The sequence below is a fragment of the Citrobacter sp. Ce104 genome (assembly GCF_030334595.1).
Classification (GTDB): Bacteria; Pseudomonadota; Gammaproteobacteria; order Enterobacterales; family Enterobacteriaceae; genus Citrobacter; species Citrobacter europaeus.
The window spans coordinates 176,194-198,741 of sequence record NZ_JAOWDP010000066.1 but is presented as its reverse complement, the minus strand read 5'-3'; the positions used below and the strand labels follow the sequence as shown (position 1 = coordinate 198,741).

Annotated in this window: 22 protein-coding genes; 13 read left to right on the top strand and 9 right to left on the bottom strand. The window is 53.0% G+C overall.

The features are described 5' to 3' along the window. Positions 1 to 55 precede the first annotated feature (55 nt). Positions 56 to 1,474 (top strand): arabinose-proton symporter AraE, encoded by a 1,419-nt coding sequence (araE, locus tag OGW16_RS17235; protein WP_043017983.1) that lies wholly within the window; start codon positions 56 to 58, stop codon positions 1,472 to 1,474. Positions 1,475 to 1,529: 55 nt separating this feature from the next. On the opposite strand, the gene OGW16_RS17230 is transcribed toward araE, so the two are convergent. Continuing rightward, positions 1,530 to 2,417, bottom strand: a complete 888-nt coding sequence (locus OGW16_RS17230) for an Rpn family recombination-promoting nuclease/putative transposase (RefSeq protein WP_043017448.1) — start codon at positions 2,415 to 2,417, stop codon at positions 1,530 to 1,532. Between the two features lie 196 nt (positions 2,418 to 2,613). Next, positions 2,614 to 2,940 (bottom strand): cupin domain-containing protein, encoded by a 327-nt coding sequence (locus OGW16_RS17225; protein ID WP_043017447.1) that lies wholly within the window; start codon positions 2,938 to 2,940, stop codon positions 2,614 to 2,616. A 141-nt stretch (positions 2,941 to 3,081) separates the two neighbouring features. On the opposite strand from OGW16_RS17225, the gene OGW16_RS17220 reads away from it, so the two are divergent. Next, positions 3,082 to 3,789 carry an aspartate/glutamate racemase gene (locus OGW16_RS17220; RefSeq protein ID WP_075145676.1) on the top strand — a complete coding sequence of 236 codons (708 nt, stop codon included), beginning with the start codon at positions 3,082 to 3,084 and terminating at the stop codon, positions 3,787 to 3,789. On the opposite strand, the gene OGW16_RS17215 is transcribed toward OGW16_RS17220, so the two are convergent. Further along, on the bottom strand, positions 3,761 to 4,696 hold the full coding sequence (locus tag OGW16_RS17215; protein WP_286518647.1) for a LysR family transcriptional regulator: 936 nt from the start codon (positions 4,694 to 4,696) through the stop codon (positions 3,761 to 3,763). The two genes, OGW16_RS17220 and OGW16_RS17215, sit on opposite strands and share 29 nt — an antisense overlap. Positions 4,697 to 4,814: 118 nt before the next feature. On the opposite strand from OGW16_RS17215, the gene lysA reads away from it, so the two are divergent. After that, the gene (lysA, locus tag OGW16_RS17210) at positions 4,815 to 6,071 is read left to right on the top strand and encodes a diaminopimelate decarboxylase (RefSeq protein WP_043017445.1); all 1,257 of its coding nucleotides are present in this window, start codon (positions 4,815 to 4,817) and stop codon (positions 6,069 to 6,071) included. An 87-nt stretch (positions 6,072 to 6,158) separates the two neighbouring features. Here lysA and OGW16_RS17205 read toward each other — a convergent pair whose 3' ends face one another. Both OGW16_RS17205 and galR read right to left on the bottom strand, forming a co-directional pair. Next, the gene (locus tag OGW16_RS17205) at positions 6,159 to 7,169 is read right to left on the bottom strand and encodes a LacI family DNA-binding transcriptional regulator (RefSeq protein WP_043017444.1); all 1,011 of its coding nucleotides are present in this window, start codon (positions 7,167 to 7,169) and stop codon (positions 6,159 to 6,161) included. Positions 7,170 to 7,182: 13 nt separating this feature from the next. After that, entirely contained in the window at positions 7,183 to 8,211 is a 1,029-nt protein-coding gene (galR, locus tag OGW16_RS17200) for an HTH-type transcriptional regulator GalR (protein WP_043017443.1), read from the bottom strand. A gap of 597 nt (positions 8,212 to 8,808) precedes the next feature. Between galR and aas the strand changes: the two genes are divergently transcribed. Both aas and lplT read left to right on the top strand, forming a co-directional pair. Continuing rightward, positions 8,809 to 10,968: a bifunctional acyl-ACP--phospholipid O-acyltransferase/long-chain-fatty-acid--ACP ligase gene (aas, locus tag OGW16_RS17195; RefSeq protein WP_286518646.1), complete on the top strand. Its 2,160-nt coding sequence runs from the start codon at positions 8,809 to 8,811 to the stop codon at positions 10,966 to 10,968. Beyond that, positions 10,961 to 12,154, top strand: coding sequence for a lysophospholipid transporter LplT (gene lplT, locus OGW16_RS17190; RefSeq protein ID WP_047408973.1), 1,194 nt, complete (start codon positions 10,961 to 10,963; stop codon positions 12,152 to 12,154). The genes aas and lplT overlap by 8 nt, the downstream gene beginning before the upstream one ends. A 100-nt stretch (positions 12,155 to 12,254) precedes the next feature. On the opposite strand, the gene OGW16_RS17185 is transcribed toward lplT, so the two are convergent. The 4 genes from OGW16_RS17185 to mutH form a co-directional block, all read right to left on the bottom strand. Further along, entirely contained in the window at positions 12,255 to 13,295 is a 1,041-nt protein-coding gene (locus tag OGW16_RS17185) for an NADP(H)-dependent aldo-keto reductase (protein WP_003033954.1), read from the bottom strand. Positions 13,296 to 13,401: 106 nt separating this feature from the next. Then, complete coding sequence (gene ygdR, locus OGW16_RS17180) at positions 13,402 to 13,620, bottom strand: lipoprotein YgdR (RefSeq protein ID WP_000758660.1); 219 nt, start codon at positions 13,618 to 13,620, stop codon at positions 13,402 to 13,404. Positions 13,621 to 13,764: 144 nt separating this feature from the next. Beyond that, complete coding sequence (locus tag OGW16_RS17175) at positions 13,765 to 14,478, bottom strand: TerC family protein (protein ID WP_003033961.1); 714 nt, start codon at positions 14,476 to 14,478, stop codon at positions 13,765 to 13,767. A 75-nt stretch (positions 14,479 to 14,553) separates the two neighbouring features. Next, the gene (mutH, locus tag OGW16_RS17170) at positions 14,554 to 15,249 is read right to left on the bottom strand and encodes a DNA mismatch repair endonuclease MutH (protein WP_043017438.1); all 696 of its coding nucleotides are present in this window, start codon (positions 15,247 to 15,249) and stop codon (positions 14,554 to 14,556) included. A gap of 684 nt (positions 15,250 to 15,933) precedes the next feature. On the opposite strand from mutH, the gene rppH reads away from it, so the two are divergent. The 8 genes from rppH (at position 15,934) to OGW16_RS17130 (ending at position 22,542) form a co-directional block, all read left to right on the top strand. After that, a complete protein-coding gene (rppH, locus tag OGW16_RS17165; RefSeq protein WP_003825602.1) occupies positions 15,934 to 16,464 on the top strand; it encodes an RNA pyrophosphohydrolase in 531 nt (176 codons plus the stop codon). Between the two features lie 12 nt (positions 16,465 to 16,476). After that, complete coding sequence (gene ptsP, locus OGW16_RS17160) at positions 16,477 to 18,723, top strand: phosphoenolpyruvate--protein phosphotransferase (protein WP_087052044.1); 2,247 nt, start codon at positions 16,477 to 16,479, stop codon at positions 18,721 to 18,723. Between the two features lie 222 nt (positions 18,724 to 18,945). After that, complete coding sequence (lgt, locus tag OGW16_RS17155) at positions 18,946 to 19,821, top strand: prolipoprotein diacylglyceryl transferase (RefSeq protein ID WP_043017436.1); 876 nt, start codon at positions 18,946 to 18,948, stop codon at positions 19,819 to 19,821. A gap of 6 nt (positions 19,822 to 19,827) precedes the next feature. Continuing rightward, complete coding sequence (gene thyA / locus OGW16_RS17150; protein WP_003033990.1) at positions 19,828 to 20,622, top strand: thymidylate synthase; 795 nt, start codon at positions 19,828 to 19,830, stop codon at positions 20,620 to 20,622. Positions 20,623 to 20,805: 183 nt separating this feature from the next. Beyond that, positions 20,806 to 21,276 carry a prepilin peptidase-dependent protein gene (locus OGW16_RS17145; protein ID WP_181634345.1) on the top strand — a complete coding sequence of 157 codons (471 nt, stop codon included), beginning with the start codon at positions 20,806 to 20,808 and terminating at the stop codon, positions 21,274 to 21,276. Next, the gene (locus OGW16_RS17140) at positions 21,267 to 21,830 is read left to right on the top strand and encodes a prepilin peptidase-dependent protein (protein ID WP_080626148.1); all 564 of its coding nucleotides are present in this window, start codon (positions 21,267 to 21,269) and stop codon (positions 21,828 to 21,830) included. The genes OGW16_RS17145 and OGW16_RS17140 overlap by 10 nt, the downstream gene beginning before the upstream one ends. Further along, positions 21,827 to 22,234 carry a DUF2509 family protein gene (locus tag OGW16_RS17135; protein ID WP_286518645.1) on the top strand — a complete coding sequence of 136 codons (408 nt, stop codon included), beginning with the start codon at positions 21,827 to 21,829 and terminating at the stop codon, positions 22,232 to 22,234. Before OGW16_RS17140 ends, OGW16_RS17135 begins: the two co-directional genes overlap by 4 nt. Continuing rightward, the gene (locus OGW16_RS17130) at positions 22,219 to 22,542 is read left to right on the top strand and encodes a prepilin-type N-terminal cleavage/methylation domain-containing protein (RefSeq protein WP_100194800.1); all 324 of its coding nucleotides are present in this window, start codon (positions 22,219 to 22,221) and stop codon (positions 22,540 to 22,542) included. The genes OGW16_RS17135 and OGW16_RS17130 overlap by 16 nt, the downstream gene beginning before the upstream one ends. Positions 22,543 to 22,548 lie beyond the last annotated feature (6 nt).

Sequence of the window (22,548 nt, the reverse complement as noted above, 5' to 3'; positions counted from 1 at the left end):
TGTAAGGGATCCCTTACTTTCAATGACATGGTTATTCTGTATCTGGCAGGAAAAAATGGTCTCAATAAATAATGATGCTGCTTTAGCGCCGCGCACTGCGCGCGATACGCGACGTATGAATATGTTTGTATCTATCTCTGCGGCTGTCGCAGGGTTGTTATTCGGCCTGGATATTGGCGTGATAGCCGGCGCGTTGCCTTTTATCACCGATCATTTTGTCCTGACCAGCCGTCTGCAGGAGTGGGTGGTGAGCAGCATGATGCTGGGTGCGGCAATGGGTGCGCTGTTTAACGGTTGGCTGTCATTCCGCCTGGGACGTAAATACAGTCTGATGGCGGGCGCGATCCTTTTCGTCGTCGGATCTCTGGGGTCGGCCTTCGCCTCCAGCGTAGAAATGCTCATTTTTGCCCGCGTGGTGCTGGGCGTTGCGGTGGGGATCGCGTCTTACACCGCACCGCTCTATCTCTCCGAAATGGCCAGCGAGAACGTGCGTGGCAAAATGATCAGTATGTATCAACTGATGGTAACGCTGGGTATCGTACTGGCCTTTTTGTCCGATACGGCATTCAGCTACAGCGGTAACTGGCGCGCTATGCTGGGCGTGCTGGCGCTCCCGGCGGTGTTACTGATCATCCTGGTTGTTTTTCTGCCCAACAGCCCGCGCTGGCTGGCGGAAAAAGGTCGCCACATCGAAGCCGAAGAAGTACTGCGTATGCTGCGCGATACGTCAGAAAAGGCCCGCGATGAGCTGAACGAAATCCGTGAAAGTCTGAAGCTGAAGCAGGGCGGTTGGGCGCTGTTTAAAATTAACCGCAACGTGCGTCGCGCGGTTTTCCTCGGGATGTTGCTGCAGGCGATGCAACAATTTACCGGGATGAACATCATCATGTATTACGCGCCGCGAATTTTTAAAATGGCGGGCTTTACCACCACAGAGCAGCAAATGATTGCCACGCTGGTGGTCGGCTTAACGTTTATGTTTGCCACCTTTATCGCCGTTTTCACGGTCGACAAAGCAGGACGTAAACCGGCGCTGAAAATTGGTTTCAGCGTGATGGCCCTCGGGACGCTGGTGCTTGGTTATTGCCTTATGCAGTTTGATAACGGCACGGCTTCCAATGGACTATCCTGGCTGTCAGTTGGCATGACGATGATGTGTATTGCAGGCTATGCGATGAGCGCCGCGCCGGTGGTGTGGATCCTGTGTTCGGAAATTCAGCCGCTGAAATGCCGCGATTTTGGTATTACCTGCTCCACAACCACCAACTGGGTATCGAACATGATTATTGGCGCAACGTTCCTGACGCTGCTCGACAGCATTGGCGCAGCCGGTACGTTCTGGCTTTATACCGCGCTGAACGTCGCGTTTATCGGGATTACCTTCTGGCTTGTTCCAGAAACCAAAAATGTCACGCTGGAGCATATCGAACGCAAGCTGATGGCGGGTGAGAAGTTAAGAGATATTGGGGTGTAAGTGAGCAGGGAGCCCGATAGAACAACTGATTATCGGGCTCTCATAACTACTTATTTCAGTGTGGAGCAGCCTGCCTGGCGAGGAGATCCTTAGCAGACAGCCCGGTTATCTTTAGTATAATTTCATGACTAATACCATTCGCTAACATCATCTGGGCAATGCGTAACGCTTCTTGTTGTTTGGCTTCTTGTTGCAACACTTCCGCAATAGTCATCAGACTTTCCTTTTGCTGTGGTACCCGCTGAGCGACTTCACGGATAAATTTATCTATGTGAGGCGTATTTCCAAACTGCATCATGTAATTAAATAGTGTTTTGAGCTGGCTGTCATTAGCGTATCCCGTAGCCAGCAACGAGACCAGTTGTTCCACTAATCCCATTAAATCACGCTTGCGGATATGTTTTTGCATCAATTCCAGCAGTGCTATACGGCGATGTTGCATAATTTCGTCATCGGGTATTACGGTGATATCCACCAGCGGAAATGTTGCTGAGTATAGCTGTCGTGCCACTATGGGGTCGTCAAACTCATCCAGCCAGCAGAGTGAAAAGGGGTAGGGGCTGAGTGCGCCATGATAAAACAGCATCGGTATCACCAAAGGTAATGTTTTATGGCCAGCATCCAGATGGCGTTGCATTGCGGCCATTGCATAGCGCATTAGCCGAAATGCCATGTGAGCGTCTGGCGAACTCTGATGCTCGATAACAACATAGATATATCCATCGCCTTCATTTGTTTTTAATGACCACAGTACGTCGGAGTAGCTGGCTCGCAGGCTATCCTCAATAAAACTGCCTGATTCCAGTTTTAGTGTTTGCAGATCACATAGCTCCCGCAAGGTTGATGGAAGATAGATATCCAGAAAATCTCTTGCGGTATCAGGATGGTACAAGAACTGTTTGAAGACTGCGTCATGTGGAGTGGATGTTGTCATTTTTGTCATGGCGATCCGTCACCGTTAATTAAGATAACGTGACTGTAATCGCCCACATGGCGAGACGCATCGGGTGATTAACGCTTATGCGAATTGGTATCGAGGGAAAATGCCTCACCTTGTAACGTATACATTTTTAGGGAACTGAGTACGCATTTTAGCGTGTTCTCAAACCGGTCAGTAGCACGGCTTGAGAACAGCGAAATTACCCGTGCAGAAAATCTTCGCGTATGGGCGTAAAGGTATCCAGCAACGTTCCCGGTTTTAAACAAACGCAGCCATGCATAATGTTCGGCTGTTTATACAGGGTATCGCCTGCCCTGACGACATGCTTTTCTTCGCCGATGGTAAATTCAAACTCACCGGACAACACGTAAGTCAGCTGCTCATGCGGATGATTGTGCATCGGGCCTATCGCGCCTTGCTCGAAGTTCACCTCAACCGCCATCATTTTACCGTCGTGAGCGAGAATGCGCCGGGTAACGCCATTGCCCAGATCGTCAAGCGTAGTCTCTTTATGAAAAATAAACATCCGGCCTTCCTGTTATTAATTAAAACGATGTTTCATTAAACCTATGTCAGAAAATAAAAAAAAGAAATGCACGCCAACAGATGTGGAAAGTTGATCACATCTTTGGTTCACTGGAGAGACAACAACGAGTCAGGGGAAATGATGAAAACGATCGGTCTGTTAGGCGGTATGAGCTGGGAATCCACTATTCCTTATTATCGGCTCATTAATGAAGGGGTAAAACAGCATCTGGGTGGTCTGCATTCGGCACAGATTCTGTTGCACAGCGTAGATTTTCACGAGATTGAAGTTTGTCAGTCAAGCGGTGACTGGCAGCGGGCCGGGGAGATCCTCGCGCAGGCCGCCACAGGGCTTCAGCAAGCTGGAGCGCAAGGGATTGTGCTGTGTACAAATACCATGCACAAAGTTGCTGAGGCGATTGAAAGCGCCTGTGATGTGCCGTTCCTGCATATTGCCGACGCAACGGGTCGGGCTATACAAAAGCAGCAGATGAGCAACGTGGCGCTGCTGGGTACGCGCTACACCATGGAGCAGGATTTTTATCGTGGGCGTTTACAGACTGAATTTGGCATTAGCACGCTTATTCCTGAAGCTGATGACCGCCAGAAAATAAACCAGATTATTTTCGACGAGCTGTGCCTCGGTGAGTTCAGCGAAGCCTCTCGTGACTATTACCTGAGCGTGATTGACCAGTTGGCTAAACAGGGTGCGCAAGGGGTTATCTTTGGCTGTACCGAGATTGGTCTGCTGGTTCCGGCAGAGCTAAGCCCACTACCTGTTTTCGACACTGCGGCAATCCATGCGCAAGATGCGGTGGCATTTATGCTTTCGACTGTGGATGCAAAATAGCCTCCAGCGGTTCGATAAGTCTCGGCAGATGGGCTTGCAGATGTGCAGTAAAAGCATCAACCAGCGCCGAGGCGGGGCGATGAAGCGGGTGAATCAGACTGACCGTGAACGGCACCGAAATACTGAAGCGGCGGATAACGACTCCGCTGCTGGCGTAATCCAGCGCGGTCAGCGGGTTTACCACCGAGATCCCAACGCCCGCCCGCACCATCGCACAAATTGAAGCGGCGCTATGGGTTTCAATCACCATGCGGCGCTTCACCTGATGTTCATTAAACAGGGTGTCCAGTAGCTGACGGTAACTGTCGGTTCGTGACAGGCTGATGTAGTTCTCTCCCTGAAAATCCTGCGGTGTTAATACCGCTTTGCGGGTCAGCGGATGCCCTTGCGGCAGTACGCACACCTCATCCAGCGCCAGCAATTCGGTGCGTTTCGTTCCGGCAGGTGTATGCAGCGTTTCCGTTAACCCCAGATCGTGGCGCTGTGCCGACAGCCATTCTTCCAGCAGCGGTGACTCCTGCGGCACTATCTGAATATTGACCTGCGGATAACGCGCGAGAAATGGCTGCAGCAGCGGCGGTAAAAAAGACTGTGAGAATACTGGCAGGCAGACGATCGACAGTTCGCCCTGATGGAATTCGCGCAGGCTTTCGGCGGTGCTCACTATTCTGTCCAGGCCATACCACGAACGTTGCACCTCTTCAAATAAACGTAATCCCTGTACCGTTGGATGCAAGCGCCCACGGCTGCGCTCAAACAGCTTTAGCCCCAGAACTTGCTCGAAGCGCGCTAACTCGCGGCTGACGGTAGGCTGTGAGGTATTGAGCATCCTCGCGGCTTCCGTCAGGTTTCCCGCCGTCATCACAGCGTGAAAGATTTCAATGTGACGCAGGTTAACGGCGGGCATGGGCAATCCTCGAATGAACCAATCCATATCATTTTTGCATAGACTCACGATAAAACGATATTTTTTATTCTTTTCGGGTTGTGGCGTAATCATAAAAAAGCCAATACCGGAGTACACCATGCCACGCCCACTCAACAATACAGACACTGACCTGACCGCCGACAACCTGCTGCGCTTGCCTGCCGAATTCGGCTGCCCGGTGTGGGTCTATGATGCGCAGATTATTCGCGCCCAGATTGCTAAGCTGAGTCAGTTTGACGTGGTGCGTTTTGCTCAGAAGGCATGTTCGAATATTCATATTTTGCGTCTGATGCGCGAGCAGGGCGTGAAGGTTGATTCCGTCTCGCTTGGCGAAATTGAACGTGCGCTGGCGGCAGGCTTTGTACCTGGGAAAGATGAGATAGTCTTTACCGCCGATATGATTGATGAAGCGACGCTCGCGCGGGTGCATGAATTGAGCATTCCGGTAAATGCCGGGTCGGTGGACATGCTGGAACAACTGGGTCAGGTCTCGCCGGGCCATCGCGTGTGGCTACGCGTAAACCCTGGCTTTGGGCATGGGCACAGTCAGAAAACAAATACCGGCGGTGAAAACAGCAAACATGGTATCTGGTACAGCGATCTACCGGCGGCGCTGGAAGTGATCCAGCGCTATAAGTTAAAGCTGGTGGGGATTCATATGCACATTGGCTCCGGCGTAGACTACGGCCATCTGGAGCAGGTGTGCGGCGCGATGGTGCGTCAGGTGGTTGAATTTGGTCAGGATCTGGAGGCGATCTCCGCGGGCGGCGGTTTATCAATCCCGTATCGTGAAGGGGAAGAGGCGATCGACACCGATCATTACTTCGGCCTGTGGAATGCCGCGCGTGAGCAGATCGCTAAACACCTGGGCCACCCGGTCGCACTTGAGATAGAGCCTGGTCGTTTTCTGGTCGCAGAAGCTGGCGTGTTAGTGGCGCAGGTGCGCAGCGTAAAAGAGATGGGCAGCCGTCACTTTGTGCTGATCGACGCGGGATTCAACGATCTGATGCGCCCGGCGATGTATGGCAGCTATCACCATATCTCCGCGCTGGCGGGTGATGGCCGCTCGCTGGAAAACGCGCAGCAGATTGAAACCGTGGTGGCGGGGCCGCTGTGTGAATCCGGCGACGTGTTTACCCAGCAGGAAGGTGGGAATGTAGAAACCCGTCTGTTGCCTGCGGTGGTGTCGGGAGATTATCTGGTCTTGCATGATACCGGGGCGTACGGCGCGTCAATGTCGTCAAATTACAATAGCCGCCCGCTGCTGCCGGAGGTCTTGTTTGATAAAGGCGTGGCGCGACTGATTCGCCGTCGCCAGACCATTGATGAGCTACTGGCGCTGGAGTTAATCTGAATATAGCGTTGTGAAACGCCGGATGGCGCTACGCTTATCCGGCCTACGAAATTAACTGGCCGGATAAGGCGCTTGCGCCATCCGGCACTATTCGTAATACGGCCCCGTTGTCACCGATTCCCGCAACACCAGTTTACCGGTAAACGGTGGGATCGGCTCTACGCTCTCGCCGTTAGCCAGCCGGATAGCCTGGTCGATTGCCGTGGTTATCATGGTATCAATCGGCAGATAAACGGTAGACAGCCCCGGCTCCAGCCATTTGGCGCTGGGCGCATCATCAAAACCAAATAATGAGACGTCCGCTGGGATCCTCAGTCCGGCCTGATGTAACGCTTTTGATGCGCCTAATGCCATGTCATCGTTACAGGCGAACAGAGCGCTGAATTTCACCCCTTCCGCCAGCAGTTCACGACAGGCTTCATAGCCTCGCGTCATCGTGGAGTCGCCGTATTTGACCTTGTCAGGATCCCAGGGAATACCGTTTTTTTCCAACGCCTTACGATATCCCATCAGGCGGGATTTACCGGTAGGCGTATGGCCAGGCACGGTGATACAAGCAATATCGCTGTGTCCCTGAGAGATCAGATAATTGACCGCCTGATATGCTGCATCTTCTTGTTCAAAGAAAATGGCGCGATCGCGGGCCTGACTGACATCACGGTTGATGACCAACAGGGGCATAGCAATGCTGTTCATCAGCGACATTATCGCCTTTTCACTCATATAGCGGGTATAGAGAATAATGGCGTCGCACTGCCTGTCGGCCAGCATTTGTACGGCTTCCTGTTCACGCTCCGGCGTGTCGTGTCCGTCGGTGACGATCAACTGTTTGCCGTGAGACTCCGTCTGGCGCGAGGCCTGTTGCAGCAGGCGGCCGAAGTAGAATCCATCAAATGTCGAAACGACCAGACCAATGCTGTTGCTGGTGCGGTTTGCCAAAGAGCGCGCTAAAAAATTGGGCCGATAATCAAGTGCCTGCATGGCCTTAAACACTTTCTGGCGCGTGCTCTCTTTTACCTGACCCGTGCCATTCAGTACGCGCGAAACGGTCGCTTTTGAGACACCTGCGTGCCGTGAAACGTCCAACATCGTAGTCATAACGCTATCCTGGTTAATCGTTTGATGATGAATTCCCTGGCTCCGTCAGCGTCGAAACGGAATGGCGACGCACCAGAGTCGGGTTAAAAACGTGGGTGATTTCAGGCACGGGGCGCTTCTCCGCCAGCGCGAGTGCCAGTTCGGCGGCCTGGGTTGCCATCGTCACGATGGGATAGCGTACCGTGGTCAGACGTGGGCGCACGTAGCGGGAAACCAGCACATCATCAAAGCCAATCAGCGAGATTTCTCCCGGCACATCAATGCCGTTATCATTCAATACGCCCATGGCGCCAGCCGCCATTGAGTCGTTATAGCAGGCTACCGCAGTGAAGTTTTTACCACGGCCAAGTAACTCGGTCATCGCCTGTTCACCGCCGCTTTCATCCGGTTCGCCGAAGGTCACCAGTCGATCGCTGACCGGTATGTTGCTCTCATTCAGCGCGTCGTAATAACCTTGCAGACGATCTTCCGCATCCGAAATCGTGTGATTGGAGCACAGATAGCCAATGCGCGTATGGCCTTGTTGAATGAGGTGTCGGGTAGCGAGCCACGCGCCGAAACGGTCATCGAGGGCAACGCAGCGCTGTTCGAATCCCGGCAGAATTCGGTTAATCAAGACCATGCCGGGGATTTGCTTCATTAACGAAGCCAGTTCGGCATCCGGGATTATTTTGGCATGGACAACAAGCGCCGCGCAGCGATGACGAATGAGCTGTTCAATCGCCTGACGTTCCTTCTGTTCATTATGGTAGCCGTTGCCAATCAGCAAAAAATTCCCGGTGTTATAGGCCACCTGCTCGACTGCTTTAACCATTGCCCCAAAGAATGGATCGGACACATCACCGACCACCAGGCCGATGGTTTCTGTGGATTGTTGCGCCAGCGCACGCGCGTTGGCATTGGGGTGGTAGCTGAGTGATTCCATTGCACTCGTTACGGCCAGACGCGATGCTTCGCTGGCTTTGGGGGAATCATTGATCACTCGAGAAACGGTGGCGACTGAAACACCAGCTAGTCGGGCTACATCCTTTATGGTCGCCATGATAGTACCTGTTGTGGGTAAACGCTTACATTCCGTCAGTGTTACGGAAAATGGCTGGCTGTTCAAGCAGATTGCCCGTCAGGACGTCGCAAATGTGAGCGCGCACGAGCGAAGTAAGACAGAAAATAGAAAATGCTAATTTTTGCTTACACTTTGCGATGCGCTGTTGCGATTGTTCGCTGGTGGGAGAACTGAGCGGATTGCTAGAGTTGGGATCCCAGAGGTATTGATAGTTGAAATCAACTTTCGGGTTGATCACTAGAATTACACCAGCCTGCGCAGATGCGCAGGTTTTTTTTTATCTTCAGCCTATCTGTAACAGTAACCGATAATTTACACAACTCGTTGCATTTGGGTTCATTCCTTTGCGTTTTCGCGCTGGCGTATCTGGTGTCTGACGACCACAATCAAGATCCCAGAGGTATTGATTGGTGAGATTATTCGGTACGCACTTCGTACCTGTCTCTTGCACCGACCTGCGCGGATGCGCAGGTTTTTTTTCGGATTGTATTTACCAGTTACCTGTCGCGCCTGTTCCCCAACTCGTATACTCTCCCACCATTAATGTTTATGTAATTAATGGCACAGGGAGTTGAGATGCTATTTGGCTTTTTTCGTAATCTGTTTCGCGTGCTTTTCCGCGTTCGCGTCACGGGCGATGTTAACGCGCTACAGGGAGAACGCGTTCTAATCACTCCCAACCATGTCTCATTTATAGACGGCATCCTGCTGGCGCTATTTTTACCAATTCGTCCCGTCTTCGCCGTTTACACCTCGATCAGCCAGCAATGGTATATGCGCTGGCTAACCCCGCTGATTGATTTCGTGCCGTTAGACCCAACCAAACCAATGTCGATTAAACATCTGGTTCGTCTGGTCGAGCAGGGGCGTCCGGTGGTTATTTTCCCGGAAGGACGTATTTCTACCACCGGTTCGTTAATGAAAATTTATGACGGCGCGGGGTTTGTCGCCGCTAAGTCGGGGGCGACGGTCGTTCCTGTCCGTATTGAGGGCGCAGAGCTTTCCCGCTTTAGCCGCCTGAAAGGTCGGGTGAAACAGCGATTCTTCCCGCGTATCCAACTGCATATTCTGCCGCCGACCCACATGCCGATGCCGGAAGCGCCGCGTGCTCGCGATCGCCGCAAAATTGCTGGTGAAATGCTGCATCAAATTATGATGGAAGCGCGCATGGCGGTGCGTCCGCGTGAAACGCTATACGAGTCGCTGCTGGCGGCAAAATACCGTTTTGGCGCAGGCAAAAACTGCATTGAAGATATCAACTTTACCCCGGACAGCTACCGCAAGCTGCTCACGAAGACGCTCTTTGTGGCCCGTATTTTGGAAAAATACAGTGTCGAAGGTGAAAAAATTGGCCTGATGCTGCCAAACGCGAGCATCAGCGCGGCGGTCATTTTTGGCGCCATTGCGCGTCGACGCATTCCGGCCATGATGAACTACACCGCGGGCGTGAAAGGGTTAACCAGCGCCATTACTGCCTCCGAAATCAAAACGATCTTCACATCCAGACAGTTTCTCGAAAAAGGCAAACTCTGGCATTTACCAGAACAGCTCACCCAGGTGCGCTGGGTTTATCTGGAGGACTTAAAAGCTGATGTGACATTTAGCGATAAGCTGTGGATTTTCTCACATCTGCTGGCACCGCATCTGGCGCAAGTTAAACAGCAGCCGGAAGAGGCCGCGGTGATCCTCTTTACCTCCGGTTCGGAAGGCCATCCGAAAGGCGTGGTCCATAGCCACAAGAGCATTCTGGCGAACGTTGAGCAGATTAAAACGATTGCCGATTTCACCGCTGATGACCGCTTTATGTCGGCGCTGCCGCTGTTCCACTCCTTTGGCCTGACGGTGGGATTATTCACGCCGCTGCTGACTGGCGCAGAAGTGTTCCTTTATCCCAGCCCGCTGCATTACCGCATTGTGCCAGAGCTGGTATATGACCGGAACTGCACCGTGTTGTTTGGTACGTCTACGTTCCTTGGCAACTACGCGCGTTTCGCGCATCCGTACGATTTCCACCGCCTGCGCTATGTGGTGGCGGGCGCGGAAAAACTGCAGGACAGCACAAAGCAGCTGTGGCAGGAGAAATTTGGCCTGCGCGTCCTTGAAGGCTATGGCGTGACGGAATGTGCGCCGGTGGTGTCGATCAACGTACCAATGGCGGCAAAACCGGGAACGGTAGGGCGCATCTTGCCTGGCATGGATGCCCGACTGTTAGCCGTTCCGGGTATTGAGGACGGTGGGCGTTTACAGCTGAAAGGCCCCAATATTATGAGCGGCTATTTACGCGTTGAAAAACCCGGTGTGCTGGAAGTGCCGACGGCAGAGAATGCGCAAGGTGAGATTGAGCGCGGCTGGTATGACACCGGCGACATTGTGCGCTTTGATGAAAACGGCTTTGTACAGATTCAGGGGCGCGCCAAGCGTTTCGCTAAAATTGCCGGAGAGATGGTGTCTCTGGAAATGGTTGAGCAACTGGCGTTGGCGGTATCTGCAGACAAAATGCACGCCACGGCGATCAAGAGTGATGCCAGCAAAGGTGAGGCGCTGGTGCTGTTTACTACCGACACCGACCTCACGCGTGAAAAACTACAACAGTATGCGCGGGCGCACGGCGTACCTGAACTTGCCGTACCGCGTGATATTCGCCACCTGAAGCAACTCCCATTACTCGGCAGCGGTAAGCCGGATTTTGTTACGCTGAAAAGCTGGGTCGATGAGCCGGAAAAACAACATGAGTGAGTCAGTGCACACTAACACTTCAATCTGGTCCAAAGGGATGATGTCCGTTATCGCCGCGCAGTTTCTGTCGGCGTTTGGCGATAACGCGCTGCTGTTCGCCACGCTGGCGCTGCTGAAGGAACAATTTTATCCGGACTGGAGCCAGCCAATCCTGCAAATGGTGTTTGTGGGCGCTTACATCCTGTTTGCGCCGTTTGTTGGACAGGTGGCGGATAGCTTTGCCAAAGGCAGAGTGATGATGTTTGCGAACGCCCTGAAACTGTTGGGTGCGGCGAGTATTTGCTTCGGCATTAATCCCTTTCTCGGGTATACGCTGGTGGGGATCGGCGCGGCGGCGTATTCACCGGCCAAGTATGGCATTCTCGGTGAACTGACTACCGGTGACAAACTGGTGAAGGCCAACGGCCTGATGGAAGCCTCCACCATTGCCGCGATTTTGCTCGGTTCTGTCGCCGGCGGCGTACTGGCCGACTGGCATGTGATTGCCGCGCTTTCTGCCTGTGCGCTGGCTTATGCTGGCGCGGTAGTGGCTAACCTGTATATCCCGAAACTGGCCGCGGCTCGCCCTGGTCAGTCCTGGCACTTGGGGAAAATGATGCGCAGTTTCTTCTGTGCCGCATCTTCGCTATGGCGCAACGGTGAAACACGCTTCTCGTTGGTCGGAACCAGCCTTTTTTGGGGCGCGGGCGTTACGCTGCGTTTTCTGCTGGTGCTGTGGGTCCCGGTGGCGCTCGGTATCACCGATAACGCCACGCCGACCTATCTCAATGCCATGGTAGCGATTGGGATTGTGGTAGGCGCGGGTGCGGCAGCGAAGCTGGTGACGCTGGAAACCGTGTCGCGCTGTATGCCGGCGGGGATCCTGATTGGCATTGTGGTGCTGATTTTCTCTCTTCAACATTCGCTGCTTCCGGCCTACGCGTTGCTGATGCTTATCGGCGTGTCTGGTGGCTTCTTTGTGGTGCCGCTGAATGCGTTGCTGCAGGAGCGGGGCAAGAAAAGCGTCGGTGCGGGTAATGCGATAGCGGTGCAAAACCTCGGCGAAAACAGTGCGATGCTGCTGATGCTGGGTATTTACTCACTGGCGGTGCTGGTGGGGATCCCGGCAGTTGCGATTGGTATTGGATTTGGTGCGCTGTTTGCGCTGGCGATTGCGGCGCTGTGGATTTGGCAGCGCCGCCATTAGTCTGTTACGTGCTGTTGCCGGATGGCTGCGTTGCCTTATCCGGCCTACAGGGAACGCTGTCTGTAGGCCTGATAAGCATAGCGCCATCAGGCGCTAACCGTTACGGTGCAGGATAGGTATACACCTGATGCACCGCTTCAATCTCCGCCAGTACTTCTTCGCTCAGCTCCAGATGCAGGCTTTCAACGTTGGTTTTTAACTGCTCCATCGTCGTGGCACCCAGCAACGTGCTGGCGACAAACGGCTGACGACGCACGAATGCCAGCGCCATTTGCGCAGGATCCAGATTATGGCGTTTCGCGATATCCACATAGGCCGCGACGGCTTTTTGTGTTTGCTCGCCGCTGTAGCGCGTGAAACGGCTAAACAGCGTATTACGTGCACCGGCAGGTTTCGCGCCGTTCAGGTATTTACCGGTTAACGTACCGAAGCCCAGGCAAGAGTAGGCCAGCAGTTCAACCCCTTCATACTGGCTCACTTCCGCCAGTCCAACCTCAAAGCTGCGGTTCAGCAGGCTGTAGGGGTTCTGGATGGTGGCGATTCGCGGTAAATCGTGTTTGTCCGCCAGGTGCAGATAGCGCATCACGCCAAAGGCGGTTTCATTGGACACGCCGATATAGCGAATTTTCCCCGCCCGCTGAAATTCTGCCAGCGCGTCCAGCGTATCCAGCAGGGAAACGACCGGCGCGGAGTCCGTCCAGCTGTAGCCTAACTTACCAAAGCAGTTGGTCGGGCGCTGCGGCCAGTGAACCTGATACAGATCCAGGTAATCGGTTTGCAGTCTTTTCAGACTGTCGTGCAGCGCTTCACGGATATTTTTACGATCCAGCGCCTGATTCGGGCGAATGCCGCTGTCGTTGTTACGTGATGGGCCGCTGACCTTAGAAGCAACGATTAGTTTTTCGCGGCTGCCGTGTTTGGCGAGCCAGTTACCTACGTAGGTTTCGGTGAGCCCCTGGGTTTCAGGACGCGGCGGTACCGGATACATCTCGGCAACGTCGATTAAATTTATGCCCTGTGCTACGGCATAATCGAGCTGTGCATGTGCGTCGGCTTCGCTGTTTTGTTCACCAAACGTCATTGTGCCCAGCCCCAGTGTACTGACTTCCAGCGAGCTGTGGGGTATACGGTGATATTGCATAGCCGTTTCCTTTTTATAATCACGACATAAGGATTATAAAAATGGCTGAGGGAAGCGAAAAAGGGAAGTAAAATTGTTAAGGCCAGCGCGCTGCTGACCTCAACCATCAGCGTTCAATGATTTGAGACACATCATCGCGGTTAATCTGCATCGCATTGCCCTGCTGGTCGTGATAGCTCACCAGACCGGTATCATCGTCAATTTCTGGTTTTCCATCGGTCAGGATCATTCGACCATCTTTTGTTGCCATTACATAATCGCTGCTGCATCCGGAAACGGCAAAAGCCAGTCCTACGGCGGAAATCAAAACTGCCCATTTTTTCATCTGCTTATCCTCACATGGCCTGCGTCTGACAATAGTTTAGTAATAACGCGAAGTTGTGCATGGTGAAAGCAGTAAAATCTTAAACTGTGAGAAGGGGTAGGTGTGGCCGGCATTCGCTCCCCTTGCAGGGAGCGATGGGTTTCCTCAGAGCGGATTTTTTTTATTACGCCACAGGTTCAGGGTCTCTACTGCGATAGAGAAGAACATGGCGAAATAGATATATCCTTTCGGAACGTGGACGTCGAAACTTTCCAGAATTAGCGTAAAACCGACCAAAATCAGGAACGAGAGCGCCAGCATTTTTACCGAAGGATGGCGATCGACAAACTCGCCAATTGGGCGCGCGGCAAACATCATCACGCCTACGGCAATCACCACCGCCGCCATCATAATAAACAGATGATCGGACAAGCCAACCGCAGTAATCACGGAATCCAGACTGAAGATAATGTCTAACAACATGATCTGCACAATCGCGCCCAGGAAAGAAGATACGCGGGTTTTCAGTCCCTCTTCCTCGCCTTCAATGGATTCGTGGATCTCCTTACTGGCTTTCCAGATAAGGAACAATCCCCCCAGCAGAAGGATCAGGTCGCGCGCTGATATCGCCTCGCCAAACAGTTCGAATAGCGGGTTTGTCAGCCGCGTTACCCAGGCGATAGAAGCCAGCAGTGCCAGACGCATGATCATCGCCGCTGCAAGCCCAATGCGTCGGGCATGATTACGTTGCGCTGTCGGGAGTTTGGCTACAACCAGAGAGAGGAAAATAATATTGTCGATCCCAAGAACGATCTCCAGCAGCGTCAGCGTACCGAGCGCAAGCCAGGCGTTAGGATCGGTTATCCATGCAAATAACATCGAACAAAGTCCTGCCAAAAAAAAGAAGCGGTAATTATAGGCCCGTAACGCGGCGGGTGAAAGGCCGGACGGTGCCTATTGCGCCTGGAACAAGAAATGTCGCTCAAGCAATGCGCGGGTGAAGTTCTTTTTCAAGTAAAAGCCGCGTGGTAGGGTGAGGATGGGTTCGCCATGAGCGCCAATGGCCTCGGTTAGCGCTCGGGCGTTGGCTGCTTTAGGACGCAGCTGCAGTACTTCCCCATGGCGAGCGGTGATGCGTTCGACATGGCCTAACACTATCATGTCCATCAACTCTTCCCAGTCCAGACGCAACTGCTGGTCTTCTTCTTCATTCGGGCTCCACAGCAGGGGAGAGCCGACGCGACGCTCAGCCAGCGGGATGCTGCGTTCGCCTTCCACCGGGATCCACAGAACGCGTTTAAGTTTGTGCCGCACATGGCTGGTTTCCCAGGTGACGCCAGTATTACCGGTTAACGGCGCCACACACACAAAGGTGGTTTCCAGCGGTCTGCCAAGACTGTCCACAGGGATCGTTTTCAGCTCCACGCCCAGTGCCGCAAAATCCTGCTCTGGTTTACTGCCCGCGCTGGCACCGAGCCAGATTTCCAGTAGCACGCCAATCCAGCCTTTATCGCGCTTGAGATCCTTAGGCGCCACGATTCCCGCCATTGCCGCTAATTCTCCTAACGCGTAGCCCGAAAGTAGCCGCGCCTGGCTCAGCAACTGGGCTTCAGATTCAGGGGGAGAAAGCAACGGACGGAGTTCAGGCATCGGGTTAACCCTTAGGTGAAAAAATGAGCAATGGTTTTATACCGTGTGGACAGAGTTTATCTTTTTCCACATGCTTTATTCAATTCTATGATTTATATTGGTTTTTAGATTCACGTGTGCAGAGTTGCGCAACAGCGAAGTAGGTTTTCCAATTCTGGTCACTGACAATGAACAGGATCTTACACCATGTTATCCACAGAAAGATGGGATAACTGTGAAAAAGCCCCACTACTGTTTCAATTTACAGCCTTGACGTGCGACGAAAATCGAATTTTCACACAAATTGTGCCTAACTTATTGGCATAATCTGTGGATAAAACCAACGCTGGTCGATCTTTCATCAGCCTGAAGATCGTGTGCGTGATACACGTCACATTTCTAAGTGTTTATTTGCACTGATCGGTTTTAACTTTATGAATCCATAAGACTATTTTTAATATGTGACGAATGTCTTATTCGGACTGTTCTGGGTTTTCCCATAGTAATTCCGTACTTCTTCACAACTATATCCACAGAAAAGGTGAATAAAATCGCCTTGCTTGCCCTTATTCTGTTTATAACTCGGCCCTTAGCTGTGAGTTATTCAATTGTTATTAGAATATCGCACCCTTAACAGAGTGGTTTACCGCCCCTCAGGAGTGTGAAACAATCGTTTGTATATAAGGTTTATGTTGAGGTAGTCCGGTGATTGATGACGATGGCTACCGCCCGAATGTAGGGATAGTAATTTGTAACCGCCAGGGGCAGGTCATGTGGGCCCGGCGATTTGGTCAGCACTCCTGGCAATTCCCGCAAGGTGGGATAAATGCAGGAGAGACAGCAGAGCAGGCGATGTACCGGGAACTCTTTGAAGAAGTGGGTCTTAGTCGTAAAGATGTACGGATCCTTGCTTCTACTCGTAACTGGTTGCGTTACAAGTTACCGAAACGTTTGGTGCGTTGGGACACGAAGCCGGTTTGTATCGGCCAGAAACAAAAATGGTTTCTTCTGCAATTGGTCAGCAGCGATGCTGAAATCAATATGCAAACCAGCAGTACACCTGAGTTCGACGGCTGGCGCTGGGTGAGTTACTGGTATCCGGTTCGACAGGTGGTGTCATTTAAACGCGATGTCTATCGCAGGGTGATGAAAGAATTCGCAAGTGTTGTCATGGCGCTTCAGGAGAGTACTCCTAAGCCGCAAAGCGCACCTGCGTACAGACGTAAAAGAGGTTAAGCTACGCAAATTATGCTCACCCGCCTGCGCGAAATAGTCGAAAAGGTGGCCAGTGCTCCGCGTCTGAATGAAGCGCTGAATATTCTGGTTACCGACATCTGTCTTGCGATGGATACAGAGGTCTGTTCGGTTTATCTGGCCGATCACGATCGACGTTGTTATTACCTCATGGCGACCCGGGGACTGAAAAAACCGCGTGGTCGCACTGTCGCACTCGCGTTTGATGAAGGTATCGTTGGCCTGGTTGGCAGGCTGGCGGAACCTATCAACCTCGCCGATGCGCAAAAACATCCCAGCTTTAAATACATTCCTTCGGTAAAAGAAGAGCGCTTTCGTGCGTTCTTAGGCGTGCCGATCATTCAGCGCCGCCAGCTTTTAGGTGTGCTGGTGGTACAGCAGCGCGAATTGCGCCAGTACGATGAAAGTGAAGAGTCTTTCCTCGTCACGCTCGCCACGCAAATGGCGGCTATTCTTTCGCAGTCGCAGCTAAACGCGCTGTTCGGCCAATACCGGCAAACGCGTATCCGTGCATTGCCTGCCGCTCCCGGTGTGGCAATAGCCGAAGGCTGGCAGGACGCGACGCTGCCGCTGATGGAACAGGTCTATCAGGCTTCAACGCTGGATCCGGTGCTTGAGCGCGAGCGACTGACCGGTGCGCTGGAAGAGGCGGCGAACGAATTTCGCCGCTACAGCAAACGCTTTACCGCCGGGGCGCAGAAAGAAACAGCGGCGATCTTTGATCTTTACTCACACCTGCTTTCTGATACCCGCCTGCGCCGTGAGTTATTTGCGGAAGTGGATAATGGTTCGGTGGCCGAGTGGGCCGTTAAAACGATCATCGAAAAGTTTGCCGAACAGTTTGCCGCCCTGAGCGATAACTACCTCAAAGAGCGGGCCGGAGATTTACGTGCGCTGGGCCAGCGTCTGCTGTTCCATCTTGACGACTCTGTTCAGGGGCCGAATGCCTGGCCGGAACGTTTTGTGCTGGTGGCGGATGAGCTTTCCGCGACCACGCTGGCGGAACTTCCTCAGGACCGGCTAGTCGGCGTGGTTGTCCGGGACGGCGCAGCCAACTCCCATGCGGCAATTATGGTTCGTGCGCTGGGTATCCCTACCGTCATGGGGGCCGATATCCAGCCTTCGGTGCTGCATCGCCGTACGTTGGTGGTGGACGGTTATCGCGGTGAACTGCTGGTTGATCCGGAACCGGTGTTGATCCAGGAATACCAGCGTCTTATCAGTGAAGAAATTGAGCTGAGCCGCCTGGCGGAAGACGACGTCAACCAGCCCGCGCAGTTGAAAAGCGGCGAGCGCGTGAAGGTGATGCTCAATGCGGGTCTCAGCCCGGAACATGAAGAAAAGCTGGGTAGCCGAATCGACGGCATTGGCCTGTACCGTACTGAAATCCCGTTCATGCTGCAAAGCGGTTTTCCTTCGGAAGAAGAACAGGTTGCACAGTATCAGGGTATGCTGCAAATGTTTAACGATAAGCCGGTAACTCTGCGTACGCTGGATGTCGGCGCCGATAAACAACTGCCCTACATGCCAATAAGTGAAGAGAACCCGTGCCTTGGCTGGCGTGGGATCCGCATAACGCTCGATCAGCCAGAGATCTTTTTGATCCAGGTTCGCGCCATGCTGCGAGCCAACGCGGCAACAGGCAACCTCAGCATTTTGCTGCCGATGGTTACAAGCATTGATGAAGTGGACGAAGCGCGACGTTTGATTGAACGTGCCGGACGCGAAGTGGAAGAGATGATCGGCTATGCGATCCCGAAACCGCGCATTGGCATCATGCTGGAAGTTCCGTCGATGGTATTCATGCTGCCGCATCTGACAAACCGGATAGACTTTATCTCGGTCGGAACTAACGATTTAACCCAGTACATTCTGGCCGTCGATCGTAACAATACGCGGGTAGCCAGCATTTATGACAGCCTGCATCCGGGGATGTTACGTGCGCTGGCGATGATTGCGCAGGAAGCCGAAAAAAGCGGTATCGATTTGCGCCTGTGCGGTGAGATGGCGGGCGACCCGATGTGCGTGGCTATTCTGATCGGCCTTGGTTTTCGTCATTTGTCGATGAACGGTCGTTCCGTCGCTCGCGTCAAATATCTGCTGCGTCATATCGATTTTGATGAAGCGAAAACGCTGGCGCAGCGCAGCCTGGAAGCGCAGATGGCGGCAGAAGTACGCCATCAGGTAGCGGCCTTTATGGAGCGCCGTGGCATGGGGGGATTGATTCGCGGGGGATTATAGGCCTGACAAATTTCGTGTTATCAGCCTGTAGGCCTGGTAAGCGTAGCACCATCAGGCATTACGGGGGGATAAAGATTACCTATACAGATCTTTTACATCTTCCCGGCATCCGCTGCGATCCCCTTGTGCTATCATTCGCACCTTTGGAGCGCCTGTATTATGCAGGCGCGCTTATCAATTGCTGTCTGACTTCAGCGAAATAACAAGAACTTGTGGTGACAGATGACCAGTAGCTATCTGCATTTTCCGGATTTCGATCCGGTCATTTTCTCAATCGGACCCGTCGCGCTTCACTGGTACGGCTTAATGTATTTGGTGGGGTTTATATTTGCGATGTGGCTGGCGACCCGCCGCGCGAATCGTCCGGGCAGTGGCTGGACCAAAAATGAAGTAGAAAACTTACTGTATGCGGGCTTCCTTGGGGTGTTCCTTGGTGGACGTATTGGTTATGTACTGTTCTATAACTTCCCGTTATTCCTCGACAACCCGCTGTATCTGTTCCGCGTCTGGGACGGTGGGATGTCCTTCCACGGTGGGCTTATTGGTGTGATCCTGGTGATGATTATCTTCGCCAAACGCACCAAACGTTCGTTCTTCCAGGTTTCTGATTTCATCGCCCCGCTGATTCCGTTTGGTCTGGGCGCAGGGCGTCTGGGTAACTTTATCAACGGTGAGCTGTGGGGACGCGTTGACCCGAACTTCAAGTTTTCCATGCTGTTCCCGGGCTCTCGCACCGAAGATATTTTACTGCTGCAAACTAACCCGCAATGGCAGTCTATTTTTGATACCTACGGCTCGCTGCCGCGCCACGCCTCACAGCTTTATGAGATGGCGCTCGAAGGTGTCGTGCTGTTTATCATTCTCAACCTGTACATTCGCAAGCCGCGCCCGATGGGCTCGGTATCCGGTCTGTTCCTGATTGGCTATGGCGCGTTTCGTATTATCGTTGAATTCTTCCGCCAGCCGGATGCGCAGTTTACCGGTACCTGGGTACAGTACATCAGCATGGGACAGATCCTCTCTATCCCGATGATTGTCGCAGGCATTATTATGATGGTTTGGGCGTACCGCCGCAGCCCACAGCAACACGTTTCCTGAGGAACCATGAAACAGTATTTAGAACTGATGCAAAAAGTGCTGGATGAAGGCACACAGAAAAACGACCGTACCGGAACCGGAACGCTTTCCATTTTTGGTCATCAGATGCGTTTTAATCTGCAGGAAGGGTTCCCGCTGGTTACGACTAAACGCTGCCATTTACGCTCGATCATTCATGAGCTGCTGTGGTTTTTGCAGGGCGACACCAACGTTGCCTACCTGCATGAAAACAACGTCTCAATCTGGGACGAATGGGCGGATGAAAACGGTAATTTAGGCCCGGTTTATGGCAAACAATGGCGCGCGTGGCCTACGCCAGATGGACGCCATATTGACCAGATCACCACGGTGTTAAACCAGCTCAAAAATGACCCGGACTCTCGCCGTATCATCGTTTCCGCATGGAACGTCGGCGAGCTGGATAAAATGGCGCTGGCGCCGTGCCATGCGTTCTTCCAGTTTTACGTAGCGGATGGCAAGCTCTCCTGCCAACTGTATCAGCGTTCGTGCGATGTGTTCCTCGGCTTGCCGTTTAACATTGCCAGCTACGCCCTGTTGGTGCACATGATGGCGCAGCAGTGCGATCTGGAAGTAGGTGATTTTGTCTGGACCGGTGGCGACACGCACCTGTACAGCAATCATATGGATCAAACGCATCTGCAGCTTAGCCGTGAACCGCGCGCGCTGCCGAAGCTGGTTATCAAACGTAAGCCTGAATCTATTTTTGACTATCGCTTCGAAGACTTCGAAATTGAAGGCTACGATCCGCATCCTGGTATTAAAGCGCCAGTGGCTATCTAACCGGCTTCATGCTGTCACAACCGACGCCTGTGTGCGTCGGTTTTTTTTATCTAAAATCGCGTTCTTCGGCGCAGATTCCTGAATTATTGCAATGGACTGCAACTCGAAAAATATTCTCCGTAGCTCGCCGTAGAAACCGAATTTCCCGCTCGTTATTCATTTTCCTCACGCCATACTGGCGGCATGAAAAAACAACACGGCTACACGCTTCTCGAAACCCTGATTACGATGCTGATCGTCGCGGCGCTTGGAGCATCAGGTCTTTATGGCTGGCAGCGCTGGCAGCAACAACAGCGCCTGTGGCAAACCGCCTGCCAGGTCCGGGATTACCTGCTGCAACTGCGTGAAGATGCTAACTGGCGTAACCGCGATCACGTGATAAGCGTGATTCGGGATGGCGCATCGTGGTGCTTTGTCAGCTCTGCGGCTTCGCAAGATGTGTGCAAACCCGCTTCACCTTTGGTGTTTACACCGCTCTGGGACGATGTCGAGTTGGCAGAGATAACGCCTTCACTGGCCTTTTTTGGTCTGCGCAATACGGCATGGGCCGGACATATCCGCCTGAAAAATACGGCAGGGGAATGGCGGGTGGTGGTATCTGGTTGGGGGCGAATCAGGCTTTGCGAACGCGATGAGGCCCGGTTATGTCAGTAAAGGAACGGGGATTTTCACTGCTGGAGGTACTCATTGCGATGGCGATTAGCAGCGTTTTACTGCTTAGCTCAGCGCAATTTTTACCGGCGCTACAGCGAGAGATTCTGCGCAATACGAGCCAGTTGGCGCTGGAAGATGAAATATGGCAGCGGGTCTATACCGTGGCTAAGCACCTTCAGCGGGCAGGGTATTGCCGGGGAAACTGTGGCGGAGAGGGACTGGTGATATCGGCTAAGGGGGACTGTGTTATTGCCCGCTGGGATGCTAACAGCAACGGCGTTTGGGACAGCAGTTCCGCTAAAGAGGCTGATGCTATCGGGTTTCGTTTACAGGACAAGGTGCTGGAGACCCTGCGGGGAGCAACTGACTGTAATGGAAAAGGGTGGGAGAAAATGACCGATCCAGCCACGATACAGATTGAGGCATTTCAGGTTGAACGCCTGAAGATCAGCGGATATTCCCCGCTCCTTACGCTGCGTTTGCGCGGAGTGAACAATGTCGAACCACAAAAGGTTATTGAAGCCGTGTACAGCGTTACGGGATTCAACCTGTGAACCGCGAGAGAGGCGCTTCATCTCTGGCGATGGTCCTGTTGCTGCTGGTGCTCGGTAGTCTTCTGCTGCAAGGCGCTAGCAGACAGGAGGCCAGTTTTGCTTCACGAGTGGTGACGCAAAGCCAGGCGCTGCAGCGTCAGGCGACGGTGCAATCCGCGTTGGAATGGGGACGTATGCAGCCCTGGCGCATACAACCCGCCGTACAGTGTCGGCGCGATACCATGAAGGATGCCGCGGTTTGCCTGCGCCTGCTTACTAATAATTTCGTGCTGCTTATTGCTCACTATGAAGGGGTGTCTCTATGGCGTCAGGGAGCGGTTATCGATGGCAACATCGCCTTCTCGGCCAATGGCTGGAGCGATTTTTGCCCGTTAAAGGAGCAGGCGTTATGTCAGATCCCCTGAACAGACAGCGTGGCTTTAGCCTGCCGGAAGTGATGCTGGCAATGGTACTGATGATAATGATTGTGACCGCGTTGTCGGGATACCAGCGGGCGCTGATGAACAGCTTTATCATCAGAAACCAGTACCAACAACTCTGGCGTCATGCCTGGCAGCAAACCCAGCTGTATCAGTTTTCATCACCGTTGGACTGGCAGGTTAACCGAATGCAGACAACGAGAGCGGGATGTGTCAGCATCAACGTTAAAATATCTTCACCCCTGGGCAGGCAGGGTCAGATGACGCGTCTGCATTGCCCGAATCGTCAGTAGTCAGGA

Excerpts from the sequence above, each read along its gene's own strand:
- araE (WP_043017983.1), top strand. The coding sequence starts at position 56 with ATGGTCTCAATAAATAATGATGCTGCTTTAGCGCCGCGCACTGCGCGC.
- ptsP (WP_087052044.1), top strand. The coding sequence starts at position 16,477 with ATGCTCACCCGCCTGCGCGAAATAGTCGAAAAGGTGGCCAGTGCTCCG.
- OGW16_RS17220 (WP_075145676.1), top strand. The coding sequence starts at position 3,082 with ATGAAAACGATCGGTCTGTTAGGCGGTATGAGCTGGGAATCCACTATT.
- OGW16_RS17185 (WP_003033954.1), bottom strand. The coding sequence starts at position 13,295 with ATGCAATATCACCGTATACCCCACAGCTCGCTGGAAGTCAGTACACTG.
- lplT (WP_047408973.1), top strand. The coding sequence starts at position 10,961 with ATGAGTGAGTCAGTGCACACTAACACTTCAATCTGGTCCAAAGGGATG.
- OGW16_RS17145 (WP_181634345.1), top strand. The coding sequence starts at position 20,806 with ATGAAAAAACAACACGGCTACACGCTTCTCGAAACCCTGATTACGATG.
- OGW16_RS17230 (WP_043017448.1), bottom strand. The coding sequence starts at position 2,417 with ATGACAAAAATGACAACATCCACTCCACATGACGCAGTCTTCAAACAG.
- aas (WP_286518646.1), top strand. The coding sequence starts at position 8,809 with ATGCTATTTGGCTTTTTTCGTAATCTGTTTCGCGTGCTTTTCCGCGTT.
- OGW16_RS17205 (WP_043017444.1), bottom strand. The coding sequence starts at position 7,169 with ATGACTACGATGTTGGACGTTTCACGGCACGCAGGTGTCTCAAAAGCG.
- OGW16_RS17175 (WP_003033961.1), bottom strand. The coding sequence starts at position 14,478 with ATGTTATTTGCATGGATAACCGATCCTAACGCCTGGCTTGCGCTCGGT.
- OGW16_RS17225 (WP_043017447.1), bottom strand. The coding sequence starts at position 2,940 with ATGTTTATTTTTCATAAAGAGACTACGCTTGACGATCTGGGCAATGGC.
- lgt (WP_043017436.1), top strand. The coding sequence starts at position 18,946 with ATGACCAGTAGCTATCTGCATTTTCCGGATTTCGATCCGGTCATTTTC.
- OGW16_RS17130 (WP_100194800.1), top strand. The coding sequence starts at position 22,219 with ATGTCAGATCCCCTGAACAGACAGCGTGGCTTTAGCCTGCCGGAAGTG.
- thyA (WP_003033990.1), top strand. The coding sequence starts at position 19,828 with ATGAAACAGTATTTAGAACTGATGCAAAAAGTGCTGGATGAAGGCACA.
- OGW16_RS17215 (WP_286518647.1), bottom strand. The coding sequence starts at position 4,696 with ATGCCCGCCGTTAACCTGCGTCACATTGAAATCTTTCACGCTGTGATG.
- lysA (WP_043017445.1), top strand. The coding sequence starts at position 4,815 with ATGCCACGCCCACTCAACAATACAGACACTGACCTGACCGCCGACAAC.
- mutH (WP_043017438.1), bottom strand. The coding sequence starts at position 15,249 with ATGCCTGAACTCCGTCCGTTGCTTTCTCCCCCTGAATCTGAAGCCCAG.
- ygdR (WP_000758660.1), bottom strand. The coding sequence starts at position 13,620 with ATGAAAAAATGGGCAGTTTTGATTTCCGCCGTAGGACTGGCTTTTGCC.
- OGW16_RS17140 (WP_080626148.1), top strand. The coding sequence starts at position 21,267 with ATGTCAGTAAAGGAACGGGGATTTTCACTGCTGGAGGTACTCATTGCG.
- galR (WP_043017443.1), bottom strand. The coding sequence starts at position 8,211 with ATGGCGACCATAAAGGATGTAGCCCGACTAGCTGGTGTTTCAGTCGCC.